Origin of the sequence: Pelosinus propionicus DSM 13327, from assembly GCF_900114615.1 — a bacterium.
In the GTDB taxonomy this organism is placed as follows: Bacteria; Bacillota; Negativicutes; order DSM-13327; family DSM-13327; genus Pelosinus; species Pelosinus propionicus.
In genome coordinates, this window is sequence record NZ_FOTS01000035.1 from 1 (window position 1) to 21,862 (window position 21,862).

At 38.8% G+C, this 21,862-nt stretch carries 21 protein-coding genes and 1 tRNA gene; 19 read left to right on the forward strand and 3 right to left on the reverse strand.

Annotation, left to right across the window (positions count from 1 at the left end; all coding sequences use genetic code 11):
- Nucleotides 1-102 precede the first annotated feature (102 nt).
- Nucleotides 103-191: transfer RNA gene (locus BMZ99_RS17015), tRNA-Leu, on the forward strand.
- 375 nt (nucleotides 192-566) lie between these two features.
- Complete coding sequence (locus BMZ99_RS17020) at nucleotides 567-2,411, forward strand: APC family permease (protein WP_090939967.1); 1,845 nt, start codon at nucleotides 567-569, stop codon at nucleotides 2,409-2,411.
- Nucleotides 2,412-2,469: 58 nt separating this feature from the next.
- Here the strand turns inward: BMZ99_RS17020 and BMZ99_RS17025 are convergent, their stop codons facing one another.
- Entirely contained in the window at nucleotides 2,470-3,375 is a 906-nt protein-coding gene (locus BMZ99_RS17025) for an RluA family pseudouridine synthase (RefSeq protein WP_090939970.1), read from the reverse strand.
- Between the two features lie 273 nt (nucleotides 3,376-3,648).
- Here BMZ99_RS17025 and BMZ99_RS17030 point away from each other — a divergent pair, with 273 nt between their 5' ends.
- The 9 genes from BMZ99_RS17030 (at nucleotide 3,649) to BMZ99_RS17070 (ending at nucleotide 12,876) form a co-directional block, all read left to right on the forward strand.
- On the forward strand, nucleotides 3,649-5,256 hold the full coding sequence (locus BMZ99_RS17030; protein ID WP_090939972.1) for a gamma-glutamyltransferase family protein: 1,608 nt from the start codon (nucleotides 3,649-3,651) through the stop codon (nucleotides 5,254-5,256).
- A 242-nt stretch (nucleotides 5,257-5,498) separates the two neighbouring features.
- Nucleotides 5,499-6,905, forward strand: a complete 1,407-nt coding sequence (locus BMZ99_RS17035) for a sodium:solute symporter family protein (protein ID WP_090940086.1) — start codon at nucleotides 5,499-5,501, stop codon at nucleotides 6,903-6,905.
- Between the two features lies 1 nt (nucleotide 6,906).
- Nucleotides 6,907-7,332 (forward strand): HutP family protein, encoded by a 426-nt coding sequence (locus tag BMZ99_RS17040; RefSeq protein WP_090939975.1) that lies wholly within the window; start codon nucleotides 6,907-6,909, stop codon nucleotides 7,330-7,332.
- Nucleotides 7,333-7,487: 155 nt separating this feature from the next.
- Nucleotides 7,488-7,733 (forward strand): hypothetical protein, encoded by a 246-nt coding sequence (locus BMZ99_RS17045; RefSeq protein ID WP_090939979.1) that lies wholly within the window; start codon nucleotides 7,488-7,490, stop codon nucleotides 7,731-7,733.
- 221 nt (nucleotides 7,734-7,954) lie between these two features.
- Nucleotides 7,955-8,782, forward strand: coding sequence for a 5-dehydro-4-deoxy-D-glucuronate isomerase (kduI, locus tag BMZ99_RS17050; RefSeq protein WP_090939982.1), 828 nt, complete (start codon nucleotides 7,955-7,957; stop codon nucleotides 8,780-8,782).
- Between the two features lie 116 nt (nucleotides 8,783-8,898).
- Nucleotides 8,899-9,657, forward strand: coding sequence for a 2-dehydro-3-deoxy-D-gluconate 5-dehydrogenase KduD (gene kduD, locus BMZ99_RS17055; protein WP_090939985.1), 759 nt, complete (start codon nucleotides 8,899-8,901; stop codon nucleotides 9,655-9,657).
- A 288-nt stretch (nucleotides 9,658-9,945) separates the two neighbouring features.
- The gene (kdgT, locus tag BMZ99_RS17060; RefSeq protein ID WP_090939991.1) at nucleotides 9,946-10,914 is read left to right on the forward strand and encodes a 2-keto-3-deoxygluconate transporter; all 969 of its coding nucleotides are present in this window, start codon (nucleotides 9,946-9,948) and stop codon (nucleotides 10,912-10,914) included.
- 64 nt (nucleotides 10,915-10,978) lie between these two features.
- Nucleotides 10,979-11,911 carry a sugar kinase gene (locus BMZ99_RS17065; RefSeq protein ID WP_090939994.1) on the forward strand — a complete coding sequence of 311 codons (933 nt, stop codon included), beginning with the start codon at nucleotides 10,979-10,981 and terminating at the stop codon, nucleotides 11,909-11,911.
- Between the two features lie 197 nt (nucleotides 11,912-12,108).
- Nucleotides 12,109-12,876, forward strand: coding sequence for an IclR family transcriptional regulator (locus BMZ99_RS17070; RefSeq protein WP_090939996.1), 768 nt, complete (start codon nucleotides 12,109-12,111; stop codon nucleotides 12,874-12,876).
- A 71-nt stretch (nucleotides 12,877-12,947) separates the two neighbouring features.
- Here BMZ99_RS17070 and lepB read toward each other — a convergent pair whose 3' ends face one another.
- The gene (lepB, locus tag BMZ99_RS17075; RefSeq protein WP_090940000.1) at nucleotides 12,948-13,514 is read right to left on the reverse strand and encodes a signal peptidase I; all 567 of its coding nucleotides are present in this window, start codon (nucleotides 13,512-13,514) and stop codon (nucleotides 12,948-12,950) included.
- A gap of 340 nt (nucleotides 13,515-13,854) precedes the next feature.
- Here lepB and BMZ99_RS17080 point away from each other — a divergent pair, with 340 nt between their 5' ends.
- Complete coding sequence (locus BMZ99_RS17080; protein ID WP_090940003.1) at nucleotides 13,855-14,202, forward strand: ASCH domain-containing protein; 348 nt, start codon at nucleotides 13,855-13,857, stop codon at nucleotides 14,200-14,202.
- 116 nt (nucleotides 14,203-14,318) lie between these two features.
- Here the strand turns inward: BMZ99_RS17080 and BMZ99_RS17085 are convergent, their stop codons facing one another.
- Complete coding sequence (locus tag BMZ99_RS17085; protein WP_090940007.1) at nucleotides 14,319-15,062, reverse strand: MurR/RpiR family transcriptional regulator; 744 nt, start codon at nucleotides 15,060-15,062, stop codon at nucleotides 14,319-14,321.
- A gap of 256 nt (nucleotides 15,063-15,318) precedes the next feature.
- On the opposite strand from BMZ99_RS17085, the gene BMZ99_RS17090 reads away from it, so the two are divergent.
- The 7 genes from BMZ99_RS17090 (at nucleotide 15,319) to lacG (ending at nucleotide 21,763) form a co-directional block, all read left to right on the forward strand.
- Nucleotides 15,319-15,741, forward strand: a complete 423-nt coding sequence (locus BMZ99_RS17090) for an RpiB/LacA/LacB family sugar-phosphate isomerase (RefSeq protein ID WP_245755026.1) — start codon at nucleotides 15,319-15,321, stop codon at nucleotides 15,739-15,741.
- A gap of 18 nt (nucleotides 15,742-15,759) precedes the next feature.
- Nucleotides 15,760-16,275, forward strand: coding sequence for a galactose-6-phosphate isomerase subunit LacB (lacB, locus tag BMZ99_RS17095; protein WP_090940013.1), 516 nt, complete (start codon nucleotides 15,760-15,762; stop codon nucleotides 16,273-16,275).
- Between the two features lie 24 nt (nucleotides 16,276-16,299).
- Nucleotides 16,300-17,154, forward strand: a complete 855-nt coding sequence (gene gatY, locus BMZ99_RS17100) for a tagatose-bisphosphate aldolase subunit GatY (protein WP_090940016.1) — start codon at nucleotides 16,300-16,302, stop codon at nucleotides 17,152-17,154.
- Nucleotides 17,155-17,156: 2 nt separating this feature from the next.
- Nucleotides 17,157-18,095, forward strand: a complete 939-nt coding sequence (locus tag BMZ99_RS17105; RefSeq protein ID WP_090940019.1) for a 1-phosphofructokinase family hexose kinase — start codon at nucleotides 17,157-17,159, stop codon at nucleotides 18,093-18,095.
- Nucleotides 18,096-18,267: 172 nt separating this feature from the next.
- The gene (locus tag BMZ99_RS17110; RefSeq protein ID WP_090940022.1) at nucleotides 18,268-18,582 is read left to right on the forward strand and encodes a PTS lactose/cellobiose transporter subunit IIA; all 315 of its coding nucleotides are present in this window, start codon (nucleotides 18,268-18,270) and stop codon (nucleotides 18,580-18,582) included.
- A gap of 35 nt (nucleotides 18,583-18,617) precedes the next feature.
- Complete coding sequence (locus tag BMZ99_RS17115; protein ID WP_090940025.1) at nucleotides 18,618-20,306, forward strand: PTS lactose transporter subunit IIBC; 1,689 nt, start codon at nucleotides 18,618-18,620, stop codon at nucleotides 20,304-20,306.
- 29 nt (nucleotides 20,307-20,335) lie between these two features.
- On the forward strand, nucleotides 20,336-21,763 hold the full coding sequence (gene lacG / locus BMZ99_RS17120) for a 6-phospho-beta-galactosidase (protein ID WP_090940029.1): 1,428 nt from the start codon (nucleotides 20,336-20,338) through the stop codon (nucleotides 21,761-21,763).
- Nucleotides 21,764-21,862 lie beyond the last annotated feature (99 nt).

The window sequence follows — 21,862 nt, forward strand, 5'->3', positions numbered from 1 at the left end:
GGCAGAGGTTTGCAAAACCTTTATTCCCTAGTTCAAATCTAGGTGTCGCCTCCAAAAATAGTTTACTACACTGCCTTTAACAGTTTGGCATATGATGAATATGCCGGGGTGGCGGAACTGGCAGACGCAACGGACTTAAAATCCGTCGGAGAGAAATCTCCGTACCGGTTCGATTCCGGTCCTCGGCACCACGTACATTAGAAGCTTCGCAACTATGCGGGGCTTTTTTACTGTTTTAGAATTTATAAAAAGCAGCCACAAAAGCATAATGCTGTTTGGGTACGAAGTATAAGTTAGCTGCCTTTTGATGTTCTTTGTGATGGAAACGGCTATATTTAAAAGAATGCATAATATTTTTCTTAATATTTATTAAAAACGATGAAAAATTAACCTTTCTTGAAAAATAATAGGATATATAACCTTACAAAAAGCGTATAATAAATTCTGTAGACCTGCATCTGGCGTTACGTTTTGATGCAAGTGAAGTTTGAAAAGAAGGGACGGACGTAATACTATATTTAGTGGCGTAAATAACAAAAAGGATCTTAAGGAGGTCTAGATTAAAGTTGATCAACATTGCTCGCCGCCTTCTAATTGGCAAGCCCCTTCATAATAAGGAAATGATGCATGAGAGGCTGCCGAAGTGGAAAGCTCTTTCCATATTTTCCTCAGATGCTTTATCATCGGTAGCATATGGTCCCGAACAAGCCTTGCTCGTATTAGTGGCAGCTCAAGGGATTGTCGCTTATGGCTATTTATCTCCGATCATTGTAGCGGTATCGATTCTATTACTTATTGTGGCGTTATCGTATGTGCAAGTATCCCGAGCAAATCCTGGAGGAGGAGGCGCCTATGCTGTTGCTAAAAAGAATATTGGTGAGCTTCCTGCGCTAGTAGCTGCTGGTGCGGTTTTTGCTGATTATGTTCTAACAGCAGCAGTAAGTGTGGCGGCAGGAACCGCAGCAATTGTATCGGCATTTCCCAGCTTAGCCGGCAGAGAAGTGGGAATTGATTTAGGAATTTTATTCTTTATATTAATGTTGGTGAACTTGCGTGGTATGCGAGAATCCTCCAACATGTTTGTATATCCTACCTATGCTTTCTTGCTGGGGATGATCGCGCTGATTGTAACCGGAATTTATCAAGCGGTTACTCAGGATGGAGCCTTACTGCCTGCTGCCTCCTTAGAAAAGCAGCCTCTTAATATGGCAATGCTGTATATCGTACTAAGAGCTTTTGCCAATGGGTGCAGTTCCATGACAGGTGTAGAAGCAATTGCTGATAGTGTACCCCTATTTCGAAAGCCGGAAGCCAAAAATGCAATTATTACGACTTATTGGATGGCAGGTATCTTGGTAGTGATGCTGAGTGGAGTAACCTTTATGATGATGCATTTTCATGTGATACCCATTCTAGAAGTAACAGCATTATCCCAGCTTGCCGAGCATGTTTTCGGCAGATCCTTTATTTACTATTACATTCAAGTAACAACGATGATTGTCTTATACTTGGCGGCTAACACAGCCTATAATGGCTTACCTGTATTATTGTCAATAGTGGCAAGAGATGGATATCTTCCAAGGTATCTCAGTTCTCGTGGCGAGCGTCTGACGTTCTCCAATGGGATTATCGTCATTACTGTTTCTGCTGCAGCACTAATCGTGGTCTTTGGAGGGCATCTAGACCACTTAATTGCTTTATATGCGATTGGTGTATTTATCTCTTTTACCATTGCTCAGTGCAGTATGGTTGTTCACTGGAAGAGAGAAAAGGGAAGCGGCTGGCTGATTCGAGCTGTTGTAAATGGCATAGGCGCCGTTGCTACCGGGTTGGTTGTTATCATCATTACCCTAACCAAGTTTTCCCATGGTGCCTGGGCCGTATTAGTATTCATTCCAGTGATGGTGTTTATATTTAAAAAGATCCGCTCTCATTATGATGATATGGCAGAGCAATTGCATCTTCCATTGGAAGAAAACCTGCAATATGACGATAACCAAGTAGTGCGCAACTATGTAATCGTACCCATTTCCTCCCCTACACGAGTAGTATATGAATCCTTAAAATTTGCAAAAACCTTGAGTAAGGACATCATTGTATTGCATATAGCCAAAGATGAAGAAAGTGCAGCAAAAGTGCAAATGAAGTGGGAGCAATGGAATCCGGGGATGGATCTAGAGATCATTCAATCTCCGTACCGTCTGACCATTCAGCCGCTGCTGGACTATGTAGAGGCCTTAAAAAAGAGAAAAAACCCTCAGGACTATATTACAGTTGTCATCCCTGAATTTGAAACAAGGAAATGGTGGCACAGGCTATTGCATAATCAAACAGGCTGGTTACTACACGCCATGCTGGTTATAAAAGAAAATGTAAGCGTGACAACCATTCCGTACCACTTAAATAAATAAGAAAAAACGATTAAAATAAAAAACCTCGCATTTTGGCGAGGTTTTTTATTTTAATGGCTTAGGATTTTTTTTCGCTGCAGCAAAAGTCGATGGCCCGGATCAGGTCGGGGGGAAGAGGAGCTTGTACTGTAATTGGTTGCTGACTTTTTAAATGGTTAAAGCTTACAGAAGATGCATGCAAGGCTTGTCTGGATAACCAGGAAGTGCGTATGCCATACATGCCGTCTCCTATAAGAGGGTAACCAATATGAGCAAGATGCACTCGAATTTGGTGGGTTCTTCCTGTATCCAACTGTAGCTCTATTAATGATGTTTCTGAAAAGTTCTGGAGAGTACGATAACGTGTAATTGCCGGATCTCCTTTTTCTCTTACTGCACGGCGATTTGCCATGGTAGGATGAAAACCAATAGGAACGTCAATGGTAGCGGAAGAGGGGTGAATAATTCCCTTTACCAAAGCCCAGTAAACGCGTTTTAGCGTTCTGTCTTTTAACTGTTGTTCTAAGATAAATTGGCTGCGATCGTCTTTTGCGAAAATTACACATCCAGAAGTTTCCCTATCTAATCGGTGTATTGGGCGGATGGTAGTAATTATTCCTTGCTGCTGCAGATGGTGGGCCAAATAATTGGCTAATGTACCTTTTGTAGTTTGCCCAGTAGGATGAACAAGCTGATAGGCCGGCTTATTAACGACTAGCATATACTCATCTTCATATAGGATCTCAACCCTTCCATCTTCTGGTTCAACTCCGTAATTCATGTCCTGCGCGATGAGGACACGCAAAACATCTTGGGATTTTATCTTTCTTTGGAGAAAAACTTTTTTTCCATTTAAAAAAATTCCCTTTTGTCTTGTTAATTTTTGAATTTTTCTTCCGGAATACTGCAAAATAGTTTTTAAATATTCTTCAAGGGTCAAGCCCTCATGCTCTTTCGTAACTTTATAGGTTGTAAATGATTTCATATAGTAATCCTTCTTTCTGTTGTAGGCAATTTACTGGTAAGTTTAGTCATACTTATGTGCAATAATACAATATTTATTATCAAAATACAATCATGAAAGAAAAGACGAAGAAGCGCGAAGCTGGGGAACTCTGGAAGAAGGAAGAGGCTTATTAAAGTAGAATGAATAAAATATGGAGATCATTGGAATATCGTTATACTCATCTGTTGCTTGCATATGGCTATAATTAAAGTGTTCTTCAAGGGGACACTGTAATATTAGGAGGATGAACATATGAATTTGGATGCTCTTTCTTACCCTTTTCCTTCAAAGCGCACGGTAGTTTTTGCAAAAAATGGAATGGTTGCTACTTCACAGTATTTGGCTGCGCAATCAGGATTGGATATTCTCAAAGCAGGCGGAAATGCCATTGATGCGGCAATTGCAGCTGCAGCCTGTTTAACAGTAGTGGAGCCTAGTTCTAATGGCATTGGTGGTGATGCTTTTTCCTTGGTTTGGGTGAAAGGAAATTTATATGGATTAAATTCAAGCGGTCCATCACCTCAAAGCATCTCTCTTAAGGCAGTGCGAAGACAAGGTTTTAAAGAGATGCCTTCATATGGTTTTACGCCAGTGACAGTTCCGGGAGTACCAGCTGCATGGGCTGAGTTGTCAGCGCGTTTTGGCAGACTTCCTCTAAGTGAAGTGCTAAAGCCTGCGATTTTTCATGCGCAAGCAGGATATCCTGTCTCTCCTATTGTCAGTAACAATTGGGCACTTGCATTTAAGAACTATTCGAAAGTTCTAAAAGGAAAAGAATTTGCTTCATGGTTTTTTACTTTTGCTCCTTTAGGCAGAGCTCCTCATGCTGGCGAGATTGTCCAATTATTAGATCATGCTGCTACCTTGCAGGAAATTGGTGATACAAAAGGAGAGTCTTTTTATCGTGGCCCTTTAGCAGAAAAAATATGTCAGTTCTCTCAAAGCTTTGGCGGATACTTGCAGGCTGATGATTTGGCTGCGTATAAAGCTGAATGGGTTCAGCCAATTAAAGTTGCCTATCGAGATTATGAGGTATGGGAAATACCGCCTAATGGTCATGGATTGGTTGCTCTTATGGCATTAAATATATTAAATGGTTTACAGCTTAAAGAGCAAAATCCTATAGATGCTTATCATAAACAAATCGAAGCCATAAAAATTGCATTTGCGGATGGACAAAAATATATTGCCGATCCTAAGAATATGACCGTAAGGGTTTCTGATTTACTTTCAGAGAGTTACAGTCTGGAACGAAGAAAATTGATTGGAGATGCTGCCATACTGCCGGAAGCAGGCAGACCTGATTCTGGAGGAACAGTATATTTAGCGACAGCGGATAAGGAAGGCAATATGGTTTCGTATATCCAAAGTAATTATATGGGCTTTGGCTCTGGCCTTGTTGTGCCAGGAACCGGGATAAGCCTGCATAATCGCGGCAAAAACTTTTCATTAGATCCTTTCCATATGAATCGGCTAGAAGCTGGCAAAAAACCATACCATACCATTATTCCAGGTTTCCTTACAAAAGATAACAAAGCACTAGGTCCTTTTGGTGTCATGGGAGCCTTTATGCAGCCCCAAGGACATGTTCAGCTGCTGGTAAATATGATTGACTATAATTTAAATCCCCAAGCTGCTTTGGACGCACCCCGCTGGCAGTGGAAGGAAGGAAAAAGCATTGAGTTAGAGCCGGGTTTTCCAATGTATATGGCTGAAGCATTAATGCAAAAAGGCCATATTGTTAATTTGTCTCTTGAAACTGGCAGCTTTGGGCGGGGGCAAGTTATCATAAGACAGGAAAATGGCACGTTTGCTGGAGGGACGGAAGGTCGTGCCGACAGTGCAATAGCTGCGTGGTGAATGAGCTATTAAACATTTGATTAGCATTACTGCGACGGTTAACCAGATCAGATGCTTCATCTATATTTGACACAGAGTCACTATTACCTATATAATTATTATGTAGAATAGTAGTATGAATAGTTGTATGATTTTGTAGGATGGCAGAATGGTGAATGAAACAGTGCGCACTCCTAGTTGGGGTGCTTTTTTGTTTTTTGCCGAATTCTGTACATGAATAGTAGGAAGGTAGGATGGAAAAGATGAATATTCAATTGGTTATTATTATTAGTTACATTTTTGTGTTGTTCGGAATTAGTTTTTATGTAAAGCGAAGGACCGACAGCAGTACGGGTTTTTTATTTGCAGGCCGTAAACTTACTACTTTATTGGTTGCGACCAATATTGCGGGTACAGCGATTGGCGCTGCTTCGACAATTGGTGTTGCAGAGAATGCATATCAGTTTGGTATTGCTGCTGGATGGTATAATGTCGCTTGGGCTGCAGGAGCCGTATTGATGGCAATGGTAGCAGCTGAAAAATACAGAGAAATGGATTGTACTACGATTCCGGAATTATTTGAACGCTATTATGATAAAAAAGGGCGAGCAATTAGTGTTTTGGGGATGATAACGATTCAACTGGTAATCACCTCGTTGCAATACATTGCTGGTGGAGCGATTTTGTCTTCTCTTCTGCCTGGTATATTTTCTTTTCAAGGTGGCATGATAACCAGTGCCATAGTCTTTATTGGAACGACTCTAATCGGTGGATTGTGGTCGTCAGGCTTGTCGAATATTTTAAGTGTAACGCTGATTTATATTGGTGTATTGATTAGTACGGTGACGACTGTTTCCAATCAAGGAGGTTTAAGCAGTATAGCTGCTGCTTTGCCTTCGAATATTGACTGGTTCAGCCCCCTTGGAGGCTTGGGGCTGGCTACTATTATTGGCTGGTTTGCCGTCATGATGACGCAGACGATCACTGCTCAGGGACCCGTACAGGTTGCTTGCTCAGCCGTTGATGGCAAGGCGGCGAAAAGAGGATTCTTGTGGGGAGCTCTTTTGATGTTCCCTGTTGGCTTCTCTTGCGCTATTATGGGGATGGCTGCTAGAGTAGCCCATCCAGGTATGAACGCAACATTGGCTCTTCCCCAGATGATTATGGGACTGGATCCTATCGTGTCTGGTTTGACGCTGGCGGCACTTTGGGCAGCAGATGTTGCTACTGCTTGTCATATTTTACTTGCAGCAGGAACGTTATTTTCTCAGGATATTTACAAACGTTTTATCAATCCTAGTGTGAGCGATAAAAAATATACGATTGTGAATCGCTATTCCATTTTGGGGTTGGGGATTCTTACGTTATGGTTTGCCTTTAATGCAGTAGGTATTGTTAAGACAATGCTGATTGGGCTAAGCCTGACGACTGCTTTTACATTGGTGTTTTTATTTACCATGTTTGCACCGAGTCTTTGCCGTCGTAATTCAGCATTTTATACTACGCTAACAGGCATGATTACATTGTTCGTTTGGCAGATGTTCCCGGCAGTTCAGATTTTTGCACATCCCATTTACATGGAATGGCTGGTTTGCTTGATTACGTTCTTTGTCGTAGCTGCGGTTGATAAGGAAAAAATTAAAGTTGTTGAAAAGAAGGCGGTTGCTTAAAGTGGAAATTACGAGTATTGATGTGGGAAGAGCGGCGATGGCTATGGCAATTAGTGAGGATCGACAAGACGAACAAGAAACTCGTCAGCGCCTAAGTGCTCGTGGTATTTCTTCTGTTGCTGTTGATTTTGGCGGCGAATATTTACTATCGGTCAAGAAAATTATTGAACGTGCAGTGGTATCAGCCCAGCGCCAGAAGCTGGTGAGCGCAAATCATATAGGTGAAGGTGCGGTAGCTGGTGCGACCCACGCCGCACTGGAACAGATTACGCCGAAAGCTGCTGGACTGAATGTGGGCGGAAAAATCGGAATTGCCCGCTATGGAGAGCACATCTGCGTAGCAATTTATTTTGGTGTAGGTGTATTGAACCTTAATGAAGTCGCAGTAGGATTGGCTCATCGTTCTTTACCACTAGGAGAAGCTTAAAAAATATCTTCTGTTTCTACAAAATTTACGTAATGTTTACAAGACAGTACTAAGAATCCGTGGTACTATGATAGTGGACAATCTATTATCAGGTTTGTTAGAAAAGTGTACGTTACTTAGTTCTAAAAGATGGATAGAAAAAAGGAGTGTGTATTATGTGCGGTTGTGAAGAAAAAGATCCTGAATTAACAGATGAGATTCCAGTGTTGTTCACGGACGACATCGAAATTCTCGAAGATCGTATAGCGGATGTTATTATTGCTATGGGGCTGCCAGAAGAGCAGACTGGAGCAGTGCTAAGACTGATGAGCGATGCATTAGAAGAACATCATTCCAATATTCTGGACACCTTTGAATACATTATAGCAGACGAAGATGATGAGGAAGAAATCAGCGGATAAGCTCTCTGGCTAATGGCATAGTTATGAAGACCCTCGATAACCACAAGTTGGTTACGAGGGTCTTTTTTTTGTATATAAGAACAAAGATCGAGATACAAAAACCACATAGTGGAATAAAAATAATATTTATGAGAAAAAAGAAGGAATTTAAATCTGTTGCACGAATATGATTTGTGTAAAATGAAAAATAAATCCATATAGTGAAAAAGGGAGGTATTTTTATGGATGTCAGGCATAATGTTCATCCAGAGGATGCAAAGCATTATACGACAGAGGAGCTGCGAAACCGATTCTTAATTCAAGAGTTATTTATGAAAAATGAAGTAAGGATGGCTTACAGTCACATTGATCGGATGATAACTGGTGGTGTGTATCCAGTTGAGCCTGTAGCACTTCAGGCAGGGGCCGGTATGGGTGTTGATTATTTCCTTGAACGGCGGGAAATCGGGATCATAAACATTGGCAACACCGGTTCTGTTATAGTTGATGGCGTGAAATATGAACTTAATACCACGGATGGCTTATACATTGGTATGGGTTCCAAAGAAGTTAGCTTCACTAGCGCAGATGCAAAGCAGCCAGCTAAATTTTATTTTAATAGTGCACCGGCTCATAAGACGTATCCAACCGTAAAAATTGAAAAAAGCAAAATTACTCCAAATCATCTGGGGTCTATAAATCAGTCAAATGAGCGCAATATATATAAATATATTCATCCAGAAGGAGTTAAAAGCTGCCAAGTGGTAATGGGAATGACTGTTCTTGAACCAGGTAATATGTGGAATTCAATGCCTTGTCATACACACGATCGTCGTATGGAAGTATATTTTTATTTTAATCTTCCGGAAGATGCTATTGTTTTTCATTATATGGGTGAGCCAACTGAGACTAGGCATGTAGTGATTAAAAATGAAGAGGCTATTCTTTCTCCAAGCTGGTCGATTCATTCTGGTGTAGGTACACACTGTTATACATTTATTTGGGGTATGGCAGGAGAAAATCAAACCTTTGATGACATGGATCATGTTGATATGAAAACATTGAAATGATGCAGTATAGTGCGTCTATTTAAAGTATTAAAAGGGCTGCAAAATTATCATTGTTTTTTGATGGTGTAATGTACTCACCAAGATAGTAATTAAAAAGAACGAATGGAGGCTTAAGCATGAATACGATGTTTGATTTAACGGGGAAAGTGGCGATTGTAACTGGTGCGGCAATGGGACTGGGGCAAGGAATGGCTCTTGCTTTAGCTAATGCAGGAGCAGATATTGTAAGCGTAGGTTTAGGTGATAATACCCAGACCCAAAGGTTAATAGAGGGGGCTGGCAGAAGGTTTTTAGCTGTGGAAGCAAACTTGATGAGCATTGAAGTTATTGCTCCTGTAATTGAAAAAGTGGTTGCAGCTCTGGGTAAGATCGATATCTTGGTAAATTGTGCAGGTACGATTCGACGTGCGGATGCGATTGACTTTACAGAAAAGGATTGGGATGATGTTATGGATCTTAACCTTAAAACAGTATTCTTTTTTAGCCAAGCTGCAGCAAAACAATTTATTAAACAAGGGTATGGCGGTAAAATTATTAATATCGCTTCTATGCTGTCTTTCCAAGGGGGTATCCGAGTACCTTCTTATACCGGCAGTAAAAGTGGCGTAATGGGTATTACTCGTCTGATGGCGAATGAATGGGCTAAGTACAACATTAATGCGAATGCAATTGCACCTGGTTATATGGCTACTGCCAACACTGCTCCAATTCGTGCAGATGCACAGCGTAATGCTGAAATTGTAGGGCGTATTCCTGCTGGACGCTGGGGATTGCCTGAAGATTTGGCTGGTCCAGTCGTTTTCTTGGCTGCGCCTGCTTCTGATTATGTCAATGGCTACACAGTAGCTGTTGATGGAGGATGGTTAGCTCGTTAATTACCTAAAATGATTGATTAAGCAGCTATTTGTTAGTATCTTATCAAATTAAAAGCTTTGCTGCTTTAGCAGTCTTTTCCGTCATGCTTCCTTGTCATTGCCTTAACGATTCTCGATCTGCGGGCTTCTCTGTCTTGCAGATCGAAAAATCCTCGCTAAATTATCTATCATTTAAACGCAGATAAGGTACTGGGCTGCTGATTGCCATTGAATTCCGAATCTTCATAGATTATTAAATATTTCATGTAGGTATGCAATTTTAAATATTATGAAAAAGGAAGGTATATTATGAAAATCAAGCAATCTATTGATAAAATTCCTGGTGGACTGATGTTGGTTCCCTTATTTATAGGAGCTATTTGTCATACGTTTTTCCCTGAATCAGGTAAGTATTTTGGTTCCTTTACCAATGGTTTAATCACAGGTACGGTACCGATTTTGGCTGTATGGTTTTTTTGCATGGGTGCTGGTATTGATATTAGAGCTACAGGCACAGTGCTGCGCAAGTCAGGTACCTTAGTAATAACTAAAATTGCTGTTGCCTGGGTAGTTGCTTTTATAGCTGCTAGAATATTGCCAGGGGATGGGATACAAACTGGTTTTTTTGCAGGGTTATCCACACTTGCTTTAATTGCTGCAATGGATATGACGAATGGAGGACTGTATGCCTCGATTATGCAGCAATATGGCAGTAAAGAGGAAGCAGGGGCCTTTGTACTAATGTCCATTGAATCAGGTCCTTTGGTGACAATGCTGATTATGGGGACCTCTGGTTTAGCAACCTTTGAGCCTCGGTTGTTTGTTGGGGCTGTGCTTCCTTTTATAATTGGCTTTGCCTTAGGAAATTTAGATAGTGAACTGCGAGAATACTTTGGTAAAGCATCGAATGTTATGATTCCATTTTTTGCATTTGCATTAGGTAACACGATCGATTTGAATGTTATTGGAAAGACTGGCTTTTTAGGGATTATGCTGGGGATTTCTGTGATTATAGTCACAGGCATTCCATTAATGCTGGCGGATAAATGTATCGGCGGCGGAAATGGCACTGCAGGATTGGCAGCATCGAGTACAGCAGGGGCAGCCGTCACCAATCCTCTTATAATCGGCGAGATGCTGCCGGAGTTTAAAGCTGTTGCACAAGCCGCTACGGCATTAGTTGCTACGTCTGTCATTGTGACCTCCATATTGGTGCCTGTACTTACTGCCTGGTGGAGCAATTATATGAAGGGAAAAGAGCAATCTGTAGGGGCATAAATTGTGACTCAGAGGAGAGGAATGCGCGGCATGCCTCTTCTCATTAGATATTAGGAGGCAGAACATGAGTAAGATTCTTACAATTGGTGAGCCGATGGCGCTTTTTGTAGCAGACCAGGAAGGGGATTTAAAAGATGTAGAACATTTTTCCCGTTTTGTTGCAGGGGCAGAAGTGAATTTTTCCATTGGTATGGTGCGTTTGAAGCATGCAGTGACTTATATTACTAAGCTAGGTGACGATCCTTTTGGCAAACAGATAGAAGAATTTTTACAGAAAAATGGAATTGATACATCTTATATAACATACGATGCTCAGTACTTTACCGGCATGCAATGGAAACAAAAAGTTATCAGCGGTGACCCTCACGTTTTTTCTCTGCGTACAAATTCGGCAGCCTCTCATATGGATGTAAGTACTATTGCGAAATTTAATTGGGATGGATTTGATCATATTCATTTAACGGGTATTCCGCCAGCGTTATCCAGTGGATGCCGACAGTTGGTGTATGAGCTGATTAGGCAAGCACGAGAAAAAGGCCTATCCATATCTTATGATCCAAATTTACGGCCTGGCCTTTGGCCAGATAAGAAAGAAATGGCACAAGTCGTTAACGATTTGGCATGTCTAGCCGATATTGTGATTCCTGGTATTTCAGAAGGCAAATTACTTACTGGAAAAGATGATGTACAGGAAATTGCGAATGTCTATCATGCTGCGGGTGTAAAGACTGTTGTGATTAAATTAGGTGCAGAAGGTGCTTATACCAGCTCAGAGGGGAAGAAATTTTATACGCCGGGCTTCTCTGTAACAAAAGTGGTAGATACCGTGGGGGCAGGAGATGGCTTTGCTGTTGGATTAGTAAGCGGGATTTTGGAAGGTTTGTCCCTACACGAGGCTGTAAGGCGTGGAACTGCAATAGGCGCTTTGGCAGTGATGTCTCCTGGTGATAATGATGGACTGCCTGATCGAGCAAGTCTTGCTGCTTTCATACGATAATTATGGTTTAGAAATCTCTTTTATGCATTAGATTCTTCCTATTGTCATGTTCCTTTTGCAATCATGGCTGCCAAGAAAAGGTAAGTAGATTCATTAATCGTGCTATAGTGTTATGTATTATATTCGCCATGTTCTATAAAAAAATGATATAATAGTACAATCATTATTGCTGTTGCATGATAGGAAGGGGTATTGACATGGCTGGCAAAATAGAAGTTCAATCATTGCATAGGGCATTTGACATATTAGAAACGATTGGAAATAGTCAAGTACCCATGAGTATTAAGAAAATTACAGAAGAAACGGGATTGCCCAAATCAACTGTATACCGTTTGTTAAATAATCTAGAAAGTAGAAATTATGCTTTTTGCGACGCTAATGGAAATTACCGGCTTGGATATCAGCTTTTGATGATGAGCCAATGGGCTGAAAAGGATTTTGAAATTAAAAATTTAGCAAAGACTGCTTTGGAATCCTTGAATGCACTCACAAAAGAAACAGTTCACTTAGCCATTTTGCAGGGAAAAAGAGTTCTATATGTGGATACGGTAGAAAGTCCCTATTCTTCTCGTTTAGTTGCCAAACTGGGTACGACCAATTCTGTCCATTGTACAGCTCTTGGCAAAGCGCTGTTAATCAATCACAAAGATGCTGCGATATTAGAGATTTTAGAAGCGGAAGGCATGGAAAAAAGAACAGAATATACACTAATAAAACCTCTTGATTATCTCAAAGAGATGGAAGTGGTTCGCAAGCTAGGTTATGCCTTAGATCAGCAGGAAAGCGAAATGGAAGGCAGATGTATTGGAGCTCCCATTTACGATAAATCAGGAAAAGTAGTTGCGGCAATTAGTGTTTCGGGAATCGCCACTCGATTCTCTCTGGATTTCATTGTGAAAGAAGTAGTCAGTAAGCTGCTGGAGAGTACAATGCGTATTTCACGCGTATTAGGCTATATTGGCTAATGATACAATAGAAGAAAGATCTCTCCTAAAATGGACATTGCAGTCATATAGGAGAGATCTTTTTATAAGTTTTATAATTTATAAACAACTTTTCCAAGTACTTGATTTTTGGGCACAGAACCAATATAGCGGCTATCACTGCTGTTGTTACGATTATCTCCCATGACAAATATATGGTTTTCAGGGACGATGATCTTATTTTCTGATGTATAGCTCATAGGTTCTTTTGTATATGGCTCATCTAAGGCGATTCCATTACGGTAGACTTTGTGGTCTTTGAATTCTAATGAATCGCCTGGTTTGCCAATGACTCTTTTTACCCATACATGATGATCAGGTTCCGTGATCAGTTTGGTCATTGTTAAATATGTATGCATGGGATCAATTAAATCGTCTTTCCAGGTGCGCTCTCGCTGCACACGGCTGTCGATAATAACAATATCGCCGTATTCAGGCAATTGACCCAAGGTATGGGGTATTTTAGAAACTAGCAAATAGTTATTGCTCTGCAAGGTAGGTTCCATAGAGCTGCCTTGTACTCTAGTCGGGTGGAATAAAAAGGCATTAATGAGCAATGCGCAAGTAAAGGCAATGACAAGGCTGTAGAGCCAGTCAAAAATTTCTTCTTTTACATTCATAGAGTTACTCCTTATTGGTAAAGTTAATAGATAGTTTGATCCAGCAATCAATCTATATAGCAACACAATACTACTATAGAATGTTGTAAAAAACAATAGTAAGCAAAGAATCCTGTTGTTTTTGTAAAGTTTCAGTCAAATGTTGTGATTTATAGAGATGGACGATGTAGAGCAGGGATGATATACTATAAGAAACAAATTGCAAAGATGACAATGCGATTTTATCAACCAAGCAATGGCGCTAAAGACGTAAGTTTTTTAGTGCCATTTTTAAAAAAATGGTTCAGTCTTATTTAAGAGAAATCATTAGCTAAGTTTTTTTATAATAAGGAGGAAAAATATGTTTGCATTAAATTTTCAGTCATCACACCATGAGGAATTACTGCAGAATCGGGTTAAGAACTGTACTGTTAGACTAGGGGATTTAAGGGATGTTTATGCAGAGAATTCCTTAGTTTGGATTACCTTTGGTAAAAAATTAAGTCCAAGAAGAAAAATGTATCAGGCGATTATTGATAAAATATTAATAAAGAAATTTTCTCAATTAACTGCTGATGATTTAATACATCAAAATCCTAGTATTACGACCACAGAAGAATTAATTAAATTTTTTGAAGCATTATATTGTAAATCTATATCACCGAATGATATTGTAAGTGTTATTTATTTTTCAGAAGTAGTCGAATAAAGAGAGGGACTCAATTTCTTAGAGAACCCAGTCTAGATTCATAAATTCATTTCAATTAGATTATATAAAAATACACGAAATAACTACGAAGTTAGTTATTTCGTGTATTTTTATATTTATTTTTTAATCGTTAAATAGTCGATAATAATTCTTGATAATACATATAGAGGAAAACGAGAGGTTACATCTACTGTTGTGATAGACGTATGTTTATGTTTATAGCCCCAAAGAGGAATGTTTGCCATTTTGACTAGGGGGGAATTCTCTGCGCAAGTACAAGTAATCAATTTGGCACCGAGGGACTTGGCATTTTCTGCTGAAACAACCAGCTCCTCCGTTGTTCCGGATATTGAAAAAATAATCATCAGTTCATCGGATTTTATATCTGCGGAAACTTTCTTCATAATGGCTGCATCAGAAATTTGAAAAATATTATATCCTAATAATTGCAATTTTAATGAGAATTCCTGTGCGACTAATATTGTTAAGCCTCTAGATAAAATATAAATACGAGGGGCTTTTTTGATCAGCTCGATCGATTTTAAAATTTGATCAATGGATATGTGTTCAATCGTGTTGGTTACTTCCATTAATGACTTTTTTAAAATTTCATTTACCTGAATCGAATTTTCTGATTCAGAATTTTTTTTTGATAGTAAGTATCGTAATTCAGCAAAACCGTCAATCCCACATTTTTTGATGGTTCTAGATACGGTTGCTGGAGAGGAGAAAGTTTGCTCAGCAACAGCCCTGATGGACATATTGGCTATTTTATCGGTGTTGGCGTTAATAAAGGTAATAACTTGCTTTTCTGTAGTAGTAAGTTTGTCGTAGAAGGAATGATTTATTTTGATCAACATAAATAAAATACCCCCTGTCCAATGGAGAAAGGTAACATAAAATACAAATCTACTCTTCATTTTAAGAATAAATAAGTACTCTGTCAATAAAAATTAGATTTTTTCAAATCAAGCAGATTTACTCTAAAGAACAAATGAAAACTGTTCCAGAAAGCTGGAAACAAAAAGAAGTTTAAAGGCACTATAATAAAGATAAGGTTAATAAATAAAAATTAGCCATTATGATTTAAATAAAAAGTATATAAGCGAGGTCTTAATGATGAAAATAGCGATTGCTGCCAATAAAAAAGGCAAAGTATTAAAAGAAAAAGTCAAAGCATTTTTAGCAGAGCGTCATTATGAAATGATGGATCAATCATCTTCTGATATTTTTGAAGCTACAATGAATATTGTTGAAGCAATCAAAAATAAAACAGCAGATAAAGGGATTGTGATTGATGAATATGGTGTTGCACCATTTATGATTTCCACTAAAAATCATGGAATTATTTGTGCACCTGTTTATGATGATTATACTTCAAAAATGACGAGAATGCATAATGCTACGCAAATCATTACGTTAGGTTCAGCGATTTCAGCAGAACCGTTTGCTTGTCAATTGGCTTTGAACTTTGCTGAATCTGAATATGATGGTGGCAGACATCAAGTTCGTATTGATATGTTGAATAAAATGGTATAAAAGGATGGGGGATAAAAAATGAAAATAGCAGTTGGTTGTGATCATATTGTTACAGATATTAAAGATAAAACCGTAAAATATTTAAATGGAAAAGGGCATGACGTTATTGATTGTGGAACCTATGATTTTGTTCGTACACATTATCCGATTTTTGGTCGAAAAGTTGGTGTAATGGTTGCTAAAGGTGAAGTAGATATTGGGATCTGCATCTGTGGTACTGGTGTAGGAATTAATATAGCAGCAGAAAAGGTCAAGGGTGTACGTTGTGCGTTAGTCAGAGATGTGCAGACTGCTGTGTATGCGAAAGAGGAGCTTAATGCAAATGTTATTGGTGTGGGCGGTAGGGTTGTCGGCGAAGGAACAATTGAATATATAGTGGATGCTTTTATCGCTGCAAAATATAATCCGACCGCTGAGAATCAAGCATTAATTAAGAAAATCGATGGCTTGATCGGTGAGAATGACACGATAGAAAATGATGCGATATTTGATGAATTCCAGAAAAAATGGGATGAGGGCTTTTACAACGATTAATTTATAAAAGGAAGCTGAAAAAATATGAATTTAAAAAATACCAAAGAATTGATTTTAGATGCACAAAAGAGCGGTTATGCTGTTCCGGCATTTAATATTCATAACCTTGAGACAATTCAAACTGTCTTAGAAACATGTGAAAAATTAAAATCTCCGGTTATTTTAGCGGCAACTCCCTCTACAGTAGATTATGCCAACAAAGAATACCTCATTGCAATTATGCGGCAAGCAATGGGAAAATTAACAATCCCGTTTGCTTTTCATCTTGATCACTTTGAAAATGTAGGAGATATCAAAGCAATCATTGCTGAGGGGTGCCGTTCTGCTATGATTGATGCATCAAAATATCCGCTTGACAAAAATATTGCAATTGTAAAAGATGTCGTTGAATTTGCACATGCCTGTGGGGCTACAGTAGAAGCAGAGCTTGGTAAACTTGGCGGACAAGAAGATAACATAAATGTTGACGAAAAAGATGCTTTTTTAACGAATCCTGATGAAGCCGTAGAATTTGTAGAACGGACAGGGATCGATACATTAGCCGTAGCAATTGGGACAGCTCATGGACTATATAAAAAAGAGCCAAAACTAGATTTTGACCGTTTGGCTAAAATTCATCAGGTTATTGATATTCCATTGGTATTGCATGGAGCTTCTGGGGTTCCATTCGAGGCAGTACAAGAAGCGATTCGTTTAGGTATTTGTAAAGTGAATATTGCTACGGAATTGAAAATTCCATTCTCTGCAGCAATAAAAGATTATTTTACTAAACATCCGGATGCTTCTGATCCCAGAAAATATTTAATTCCTGCGAAAGAAGCGATGGCAGAAGTTGTAGAAGAAAAAGTAAAAATGTGCAAGAGTGTTCAGCGAGGTTAACTATGATTACAGTACTTACAATGAATCCATCGATTGATCGTTCCTACGTATTGGATGATTTCGTAATCGGAAAAGTTCAGCGTGCCAAAAGTTTTATTGCTACTGCAGGAGGGAAAGGGCTTAACGTTTCCAGAGTTGCTAATTGTCTTGGCGGAACGGTCTGCTGCCTAGGGTTTATAGGGGGCTTTACTGGAGAATTTCTCAAAAAAGAAATGAAAGCAGAGGGGGTAATTGATTGCTTCACTCCAATTCATGGAACAACTAGAATTTGTATGAATTTTACAGATCGCAATGGAGCATCTACTGAGGTGCTTGAAAGCGGGCCAGAAATTATGCCAGAGGAAATGGAGCAGTTTGAGGAGGAATTGCACAATGTACTAGGGGATACGAAAATTCTAGTTGCTTCAGGCAGCTTGGCACAGGGGCTGCCAAAAGATTATTATGGCAAAATTGCAAAGATATGTATTGAAAAGAATATTAAATTTATTTTGGATTCTTCTGGGGAAAACTTGCGATTAGCCATCAAAGACAAACCGTTTTTAATAAAACCAAACGAGGATGAACTGGAATATATTACAGGCATTTCAGTTAAAACGGATGAAGATGTGTTTTTGGCCTCCTCAAAAGCTCTGGAAATGGGAGCTGAAAATGCCTGCGTATCGTTGGGCAAACGAGGTATGATGTTAAATGGCAGCTTAGGAAGATTTATAATACACGTTCCAGCAGTAGAAGTTGTTAATACAGTTGGGTGCGGTGATTCTTTAGTTGCAGGTTTGGCATATGCACTACATGAAGATTACAATATCATTGATATGTTGAAATTTGCAAACGGTTGCGGAATTTCCAATGCACTGCATAAAGGCGTAGGTCAGATTGATCCCATACAAGTAGATGAATTTGCAAAGCAAGTAACCGTTATTCCCTATGTCAATATAAAATAGAGAATTGGCGGTTCAGCATAATCATTCCGATAAGTTTTAAAAGATTCACAAAGAACCCATTATTTAAAAGGATAAGCAATATTTATGTGATATTCTATTTATCAGTTAAATTGATTGAAAAATTAGAAGAAAGGGAATATCGCGACTAATTAAATTTAGGAGGAAGATTAAGATGACGAATGAAGAGATTGAAATGATCACTGTTGAAATTATCGCATATGCAGGAGATGCAAGATCAAAATATATGGGAGCTTTAGCGGCAGCAAATGATGCAGAGTATGCTAAAGCAGATAAACTCATTCAAGAAGGCAATGAACTAATCACAGAAGCGCACAATACGCAGACCCAAATACTTCAAATGGAAGCAGCCGGTGAAAGCATAAAAGTAAACTTTTTAACAATACATGCGCAGGATCATTTAATGACAGTGATGCTGCTGCGAGATTTGGTCAAAAACTTTATTAATTTATACAAAAAAATAAATTAGTTTAACTTTATAAAATAGGGTGGGAGGGATTTTGTATGGAAAAATTAATTCATTTGATTGAAACAATGAAACCGATGTTTGAAAAAGTTTCAAATAACCCTTATCTTAGAGCCATTAGAGATGGATTTGTAAGTTGTATTCCAGTCGTTTTATTTTCAAGTATGTTCATCTTAGTTGCATGTGTTCCAAATATATTCGGCTATGTTTGGCCTGATGATATTAGTCAGGTACTATGGAAAGCTTATAATTATTCCATGGGAATTTTAGCAGTGCTTATGGTAGCAACGATTGCAAAGAGCTTAACCGATAATTTTAATAATTTGTTGCCTAAGTTGAGACAAATTAATCCGGTATCTGTCATGATTGTTTCCATTTGTTGTTTTCTTTTATTAAGTGTTGAGTCCGTGAAAGGTGGATTTTCTAGTGAATACATGGGAACGAAAGGCTTATTATCTGCATTTGTTGTAGCTTTTATCATACCTAATATTTATAAATTTTGTGTAAAAAACAATATTACCATCAAAATGCCAGATGAAGTACCCCATAATATTTCACAGACCTTTGCCGATTTAATTCCGCTAGCAGTATCCGTTTTACTTTTTTGGTTAGTTAGCATATTTTTCAAAGATCTTGCCGGAATGGTATTCAGTGCATGGATTTTAGAAGTATTCAAGCCGTTGTTTACGGCAGCAGATGGATACGTTGGTTTGGCAATCATTTATGGTGCAATGGCAATGTTTTGGTTTATCGGTATTCATGGTCCTTCCATTGTGGAACCAGCAGTAACAGCAATCTATATTGCAAACATTGAAGCAAACTTAAAATTGTTTCAAGCTGGCGAACATGTAACGAATGTATTGACACATGGTACTTCTTACTTTGTCGCAACACTAGGTGGTACAGGGGCAACGTTAATGTTTGCAGTAATGTGTGCATTTATTGCAAAATCAAAACAGTTAAAAGCAGTTGGAAAGACGTCTGTTGTTCCAGTATTATTTGCCGTCAATGAACCCATTTTATTTGGTGCACCCATTGTATTAAATCCAGTATTCTTTGTACCTTTTATCTGTGCGCCCATCGTGAATGTTTGGTTATTTAAATTCTTTATTGAGAATTTGGGAATGAATGGTTTTGTTTATATTTTGCCATGGACGACTCCAGGGACAATCGGTTTGATTTTAGGAACTGGTTTTGCAAAATTATCATTTATTTTAGCTCCGCTATTATTACTTATTGATTTTGTAATTTATTATCCCTTCTTTAAAGTTTACGATAAGCAACTAGTAGCAAGAGAATTTGACGATAACGGTGAAAGCGAAGAAGTAAATTTTCAAATGATGCAAGTTCCAACTGTTGCGACAAAGGAAACAGTTGTACAGGCAGTTGTTGTTAAAAATACAGATAAACAGTTAGCCGTGCTGGTGCTTTGTGCAAGTGGCGCAACAAGTAGTATGCTTGCAAAATCAATAGCTAAAGGGGCAAAGGAAAAAGGGATTAATTTGGATTCGATCGCCATGGCATATGGACAGCATAAAGAAAAAATTACTGATTTTGATTTGATTGTGCTGGCACCGCAAATGGCATCTATGTATGATGAATTAAAGCGTGACTGCGATGCAAAAGGTGTAAAATCAGCCACAACTTCGGGGAAAGAATATGTCAAATTGACAAGAGAGTCTGAAGCGGCAGTGAATTTTGCGTTAAATTTAATCCACCAACAGTAAAATAATAGAGATAAAAGGCGGTTATAAAAATGAAGCAATTTGCAGATGATTTTATATTTGGTGGTGCGACTGCGGCTTTTCAAGTAGAAGGTGCAGCGAAGGAAGACGGCAGGGGACCGTGCTGCTGGGATGAATATATGAACAGACCGGGCAGCTGTTTCAATGGTGATAAGGCAAGCGACTTTTATCATAAATACAAGGATGATCTTGAGTTAGCAAATGAGTTTGGCATTAATGGTATTCGAATTTCTATCTCATGGAGCCGGATTATTCCAGATGGATCTGGTGAGGTAAATCGTAAGGGAATCGATTTTTACAATCGGCTCATTGATGAATGTATTAAAAATGAGGTAGAACCATTTGTTACGTTGCATCATTTTGATACGCCGCTAACGCTTTTTGAAAAAGGTGATTGGCTAAACAGAGATATAATTGCACATTTTGTTAGATTTGCTGAGATCTGTTTTGTACATTTTGGCGATCGCGTAAAAAAATGGGCCACTTTCAATGAACCTTGGTCGGTTGCCCAAAATGGCTATATCATTGGAAATTTTCCGCCAAGTATTAAGTTTGATATTCCTAAAGCTGTCCAGATAATGCACAATATGATGGTTGCCCATGCTAAGACTATCAACTTATATAAAACTATGAATCTGCCAGGGGAAATTGGTATCGTTCATACGTTGGAAGGCAAGTGTCCCATCAGCGATAAAGCGGAAGATAAGCGGGCGGCTTATTTAGATGATACCATTGCCAATACGTTTATGCTTGATGCGTGCTTTAAAGGGGAATACGGCAAAGATACGCTAGAGACAATACACGAAATTCTCAAAAAGAATCATGGAACCTTTACTGTTTATGATGGGGATATGGATATTATCCGGACTGCGTCAAAAGATATCGATTTTTTAGGAATGAATTATTATTCCAGTCATTTTTTGCAGGGCTATGACGGCGAAAGTAAAATGCATCATAACGGGACGGGGGAAAAAGGCACTAGTGTATTTGCATTGCAGGGGATTGGTGCACGGGTAAGCAATCCAAACGTGGAAACGACGGATTGGGACTGGCCGATCTATCCCCAAGGAATGTATGAAATGCTGGTTAGAATCAAAAGAGACTATCCAAATTACAAAAAGATTTATATCGCAGAAAATGGCATGGGATATAAAGATGATTTCGTTGATGGAAACATTGATGATACGCCGCGTATTGAATATATTAGGAAACATTTCACTTATATTTTGAAGGCCATTCAAGAAGGCGTGAATGTTAAAGGGTATTATGTGTGGTCGCTGATGGATGTTTTGTCGTGGTCGAACGGCTATAATAAACGCTATGGTCTATTTTATGTAGACTTTGAAAGCCAAAAACGTTATCCGAAAAAAAGTGCATATTGGTTTAAAAAAATGTCAAAAACAAAGCGGCTGGTAAGTGTCGACGATGTAGAAATTTAGTTTTTGTCACCAATGGACAGTCAGGATAATAAGGCAGTATTTGCTGTTAGAAAACTTGGCTAATCCATTGGTGTTCAAAATAGGAGACGGCTGGAAGGG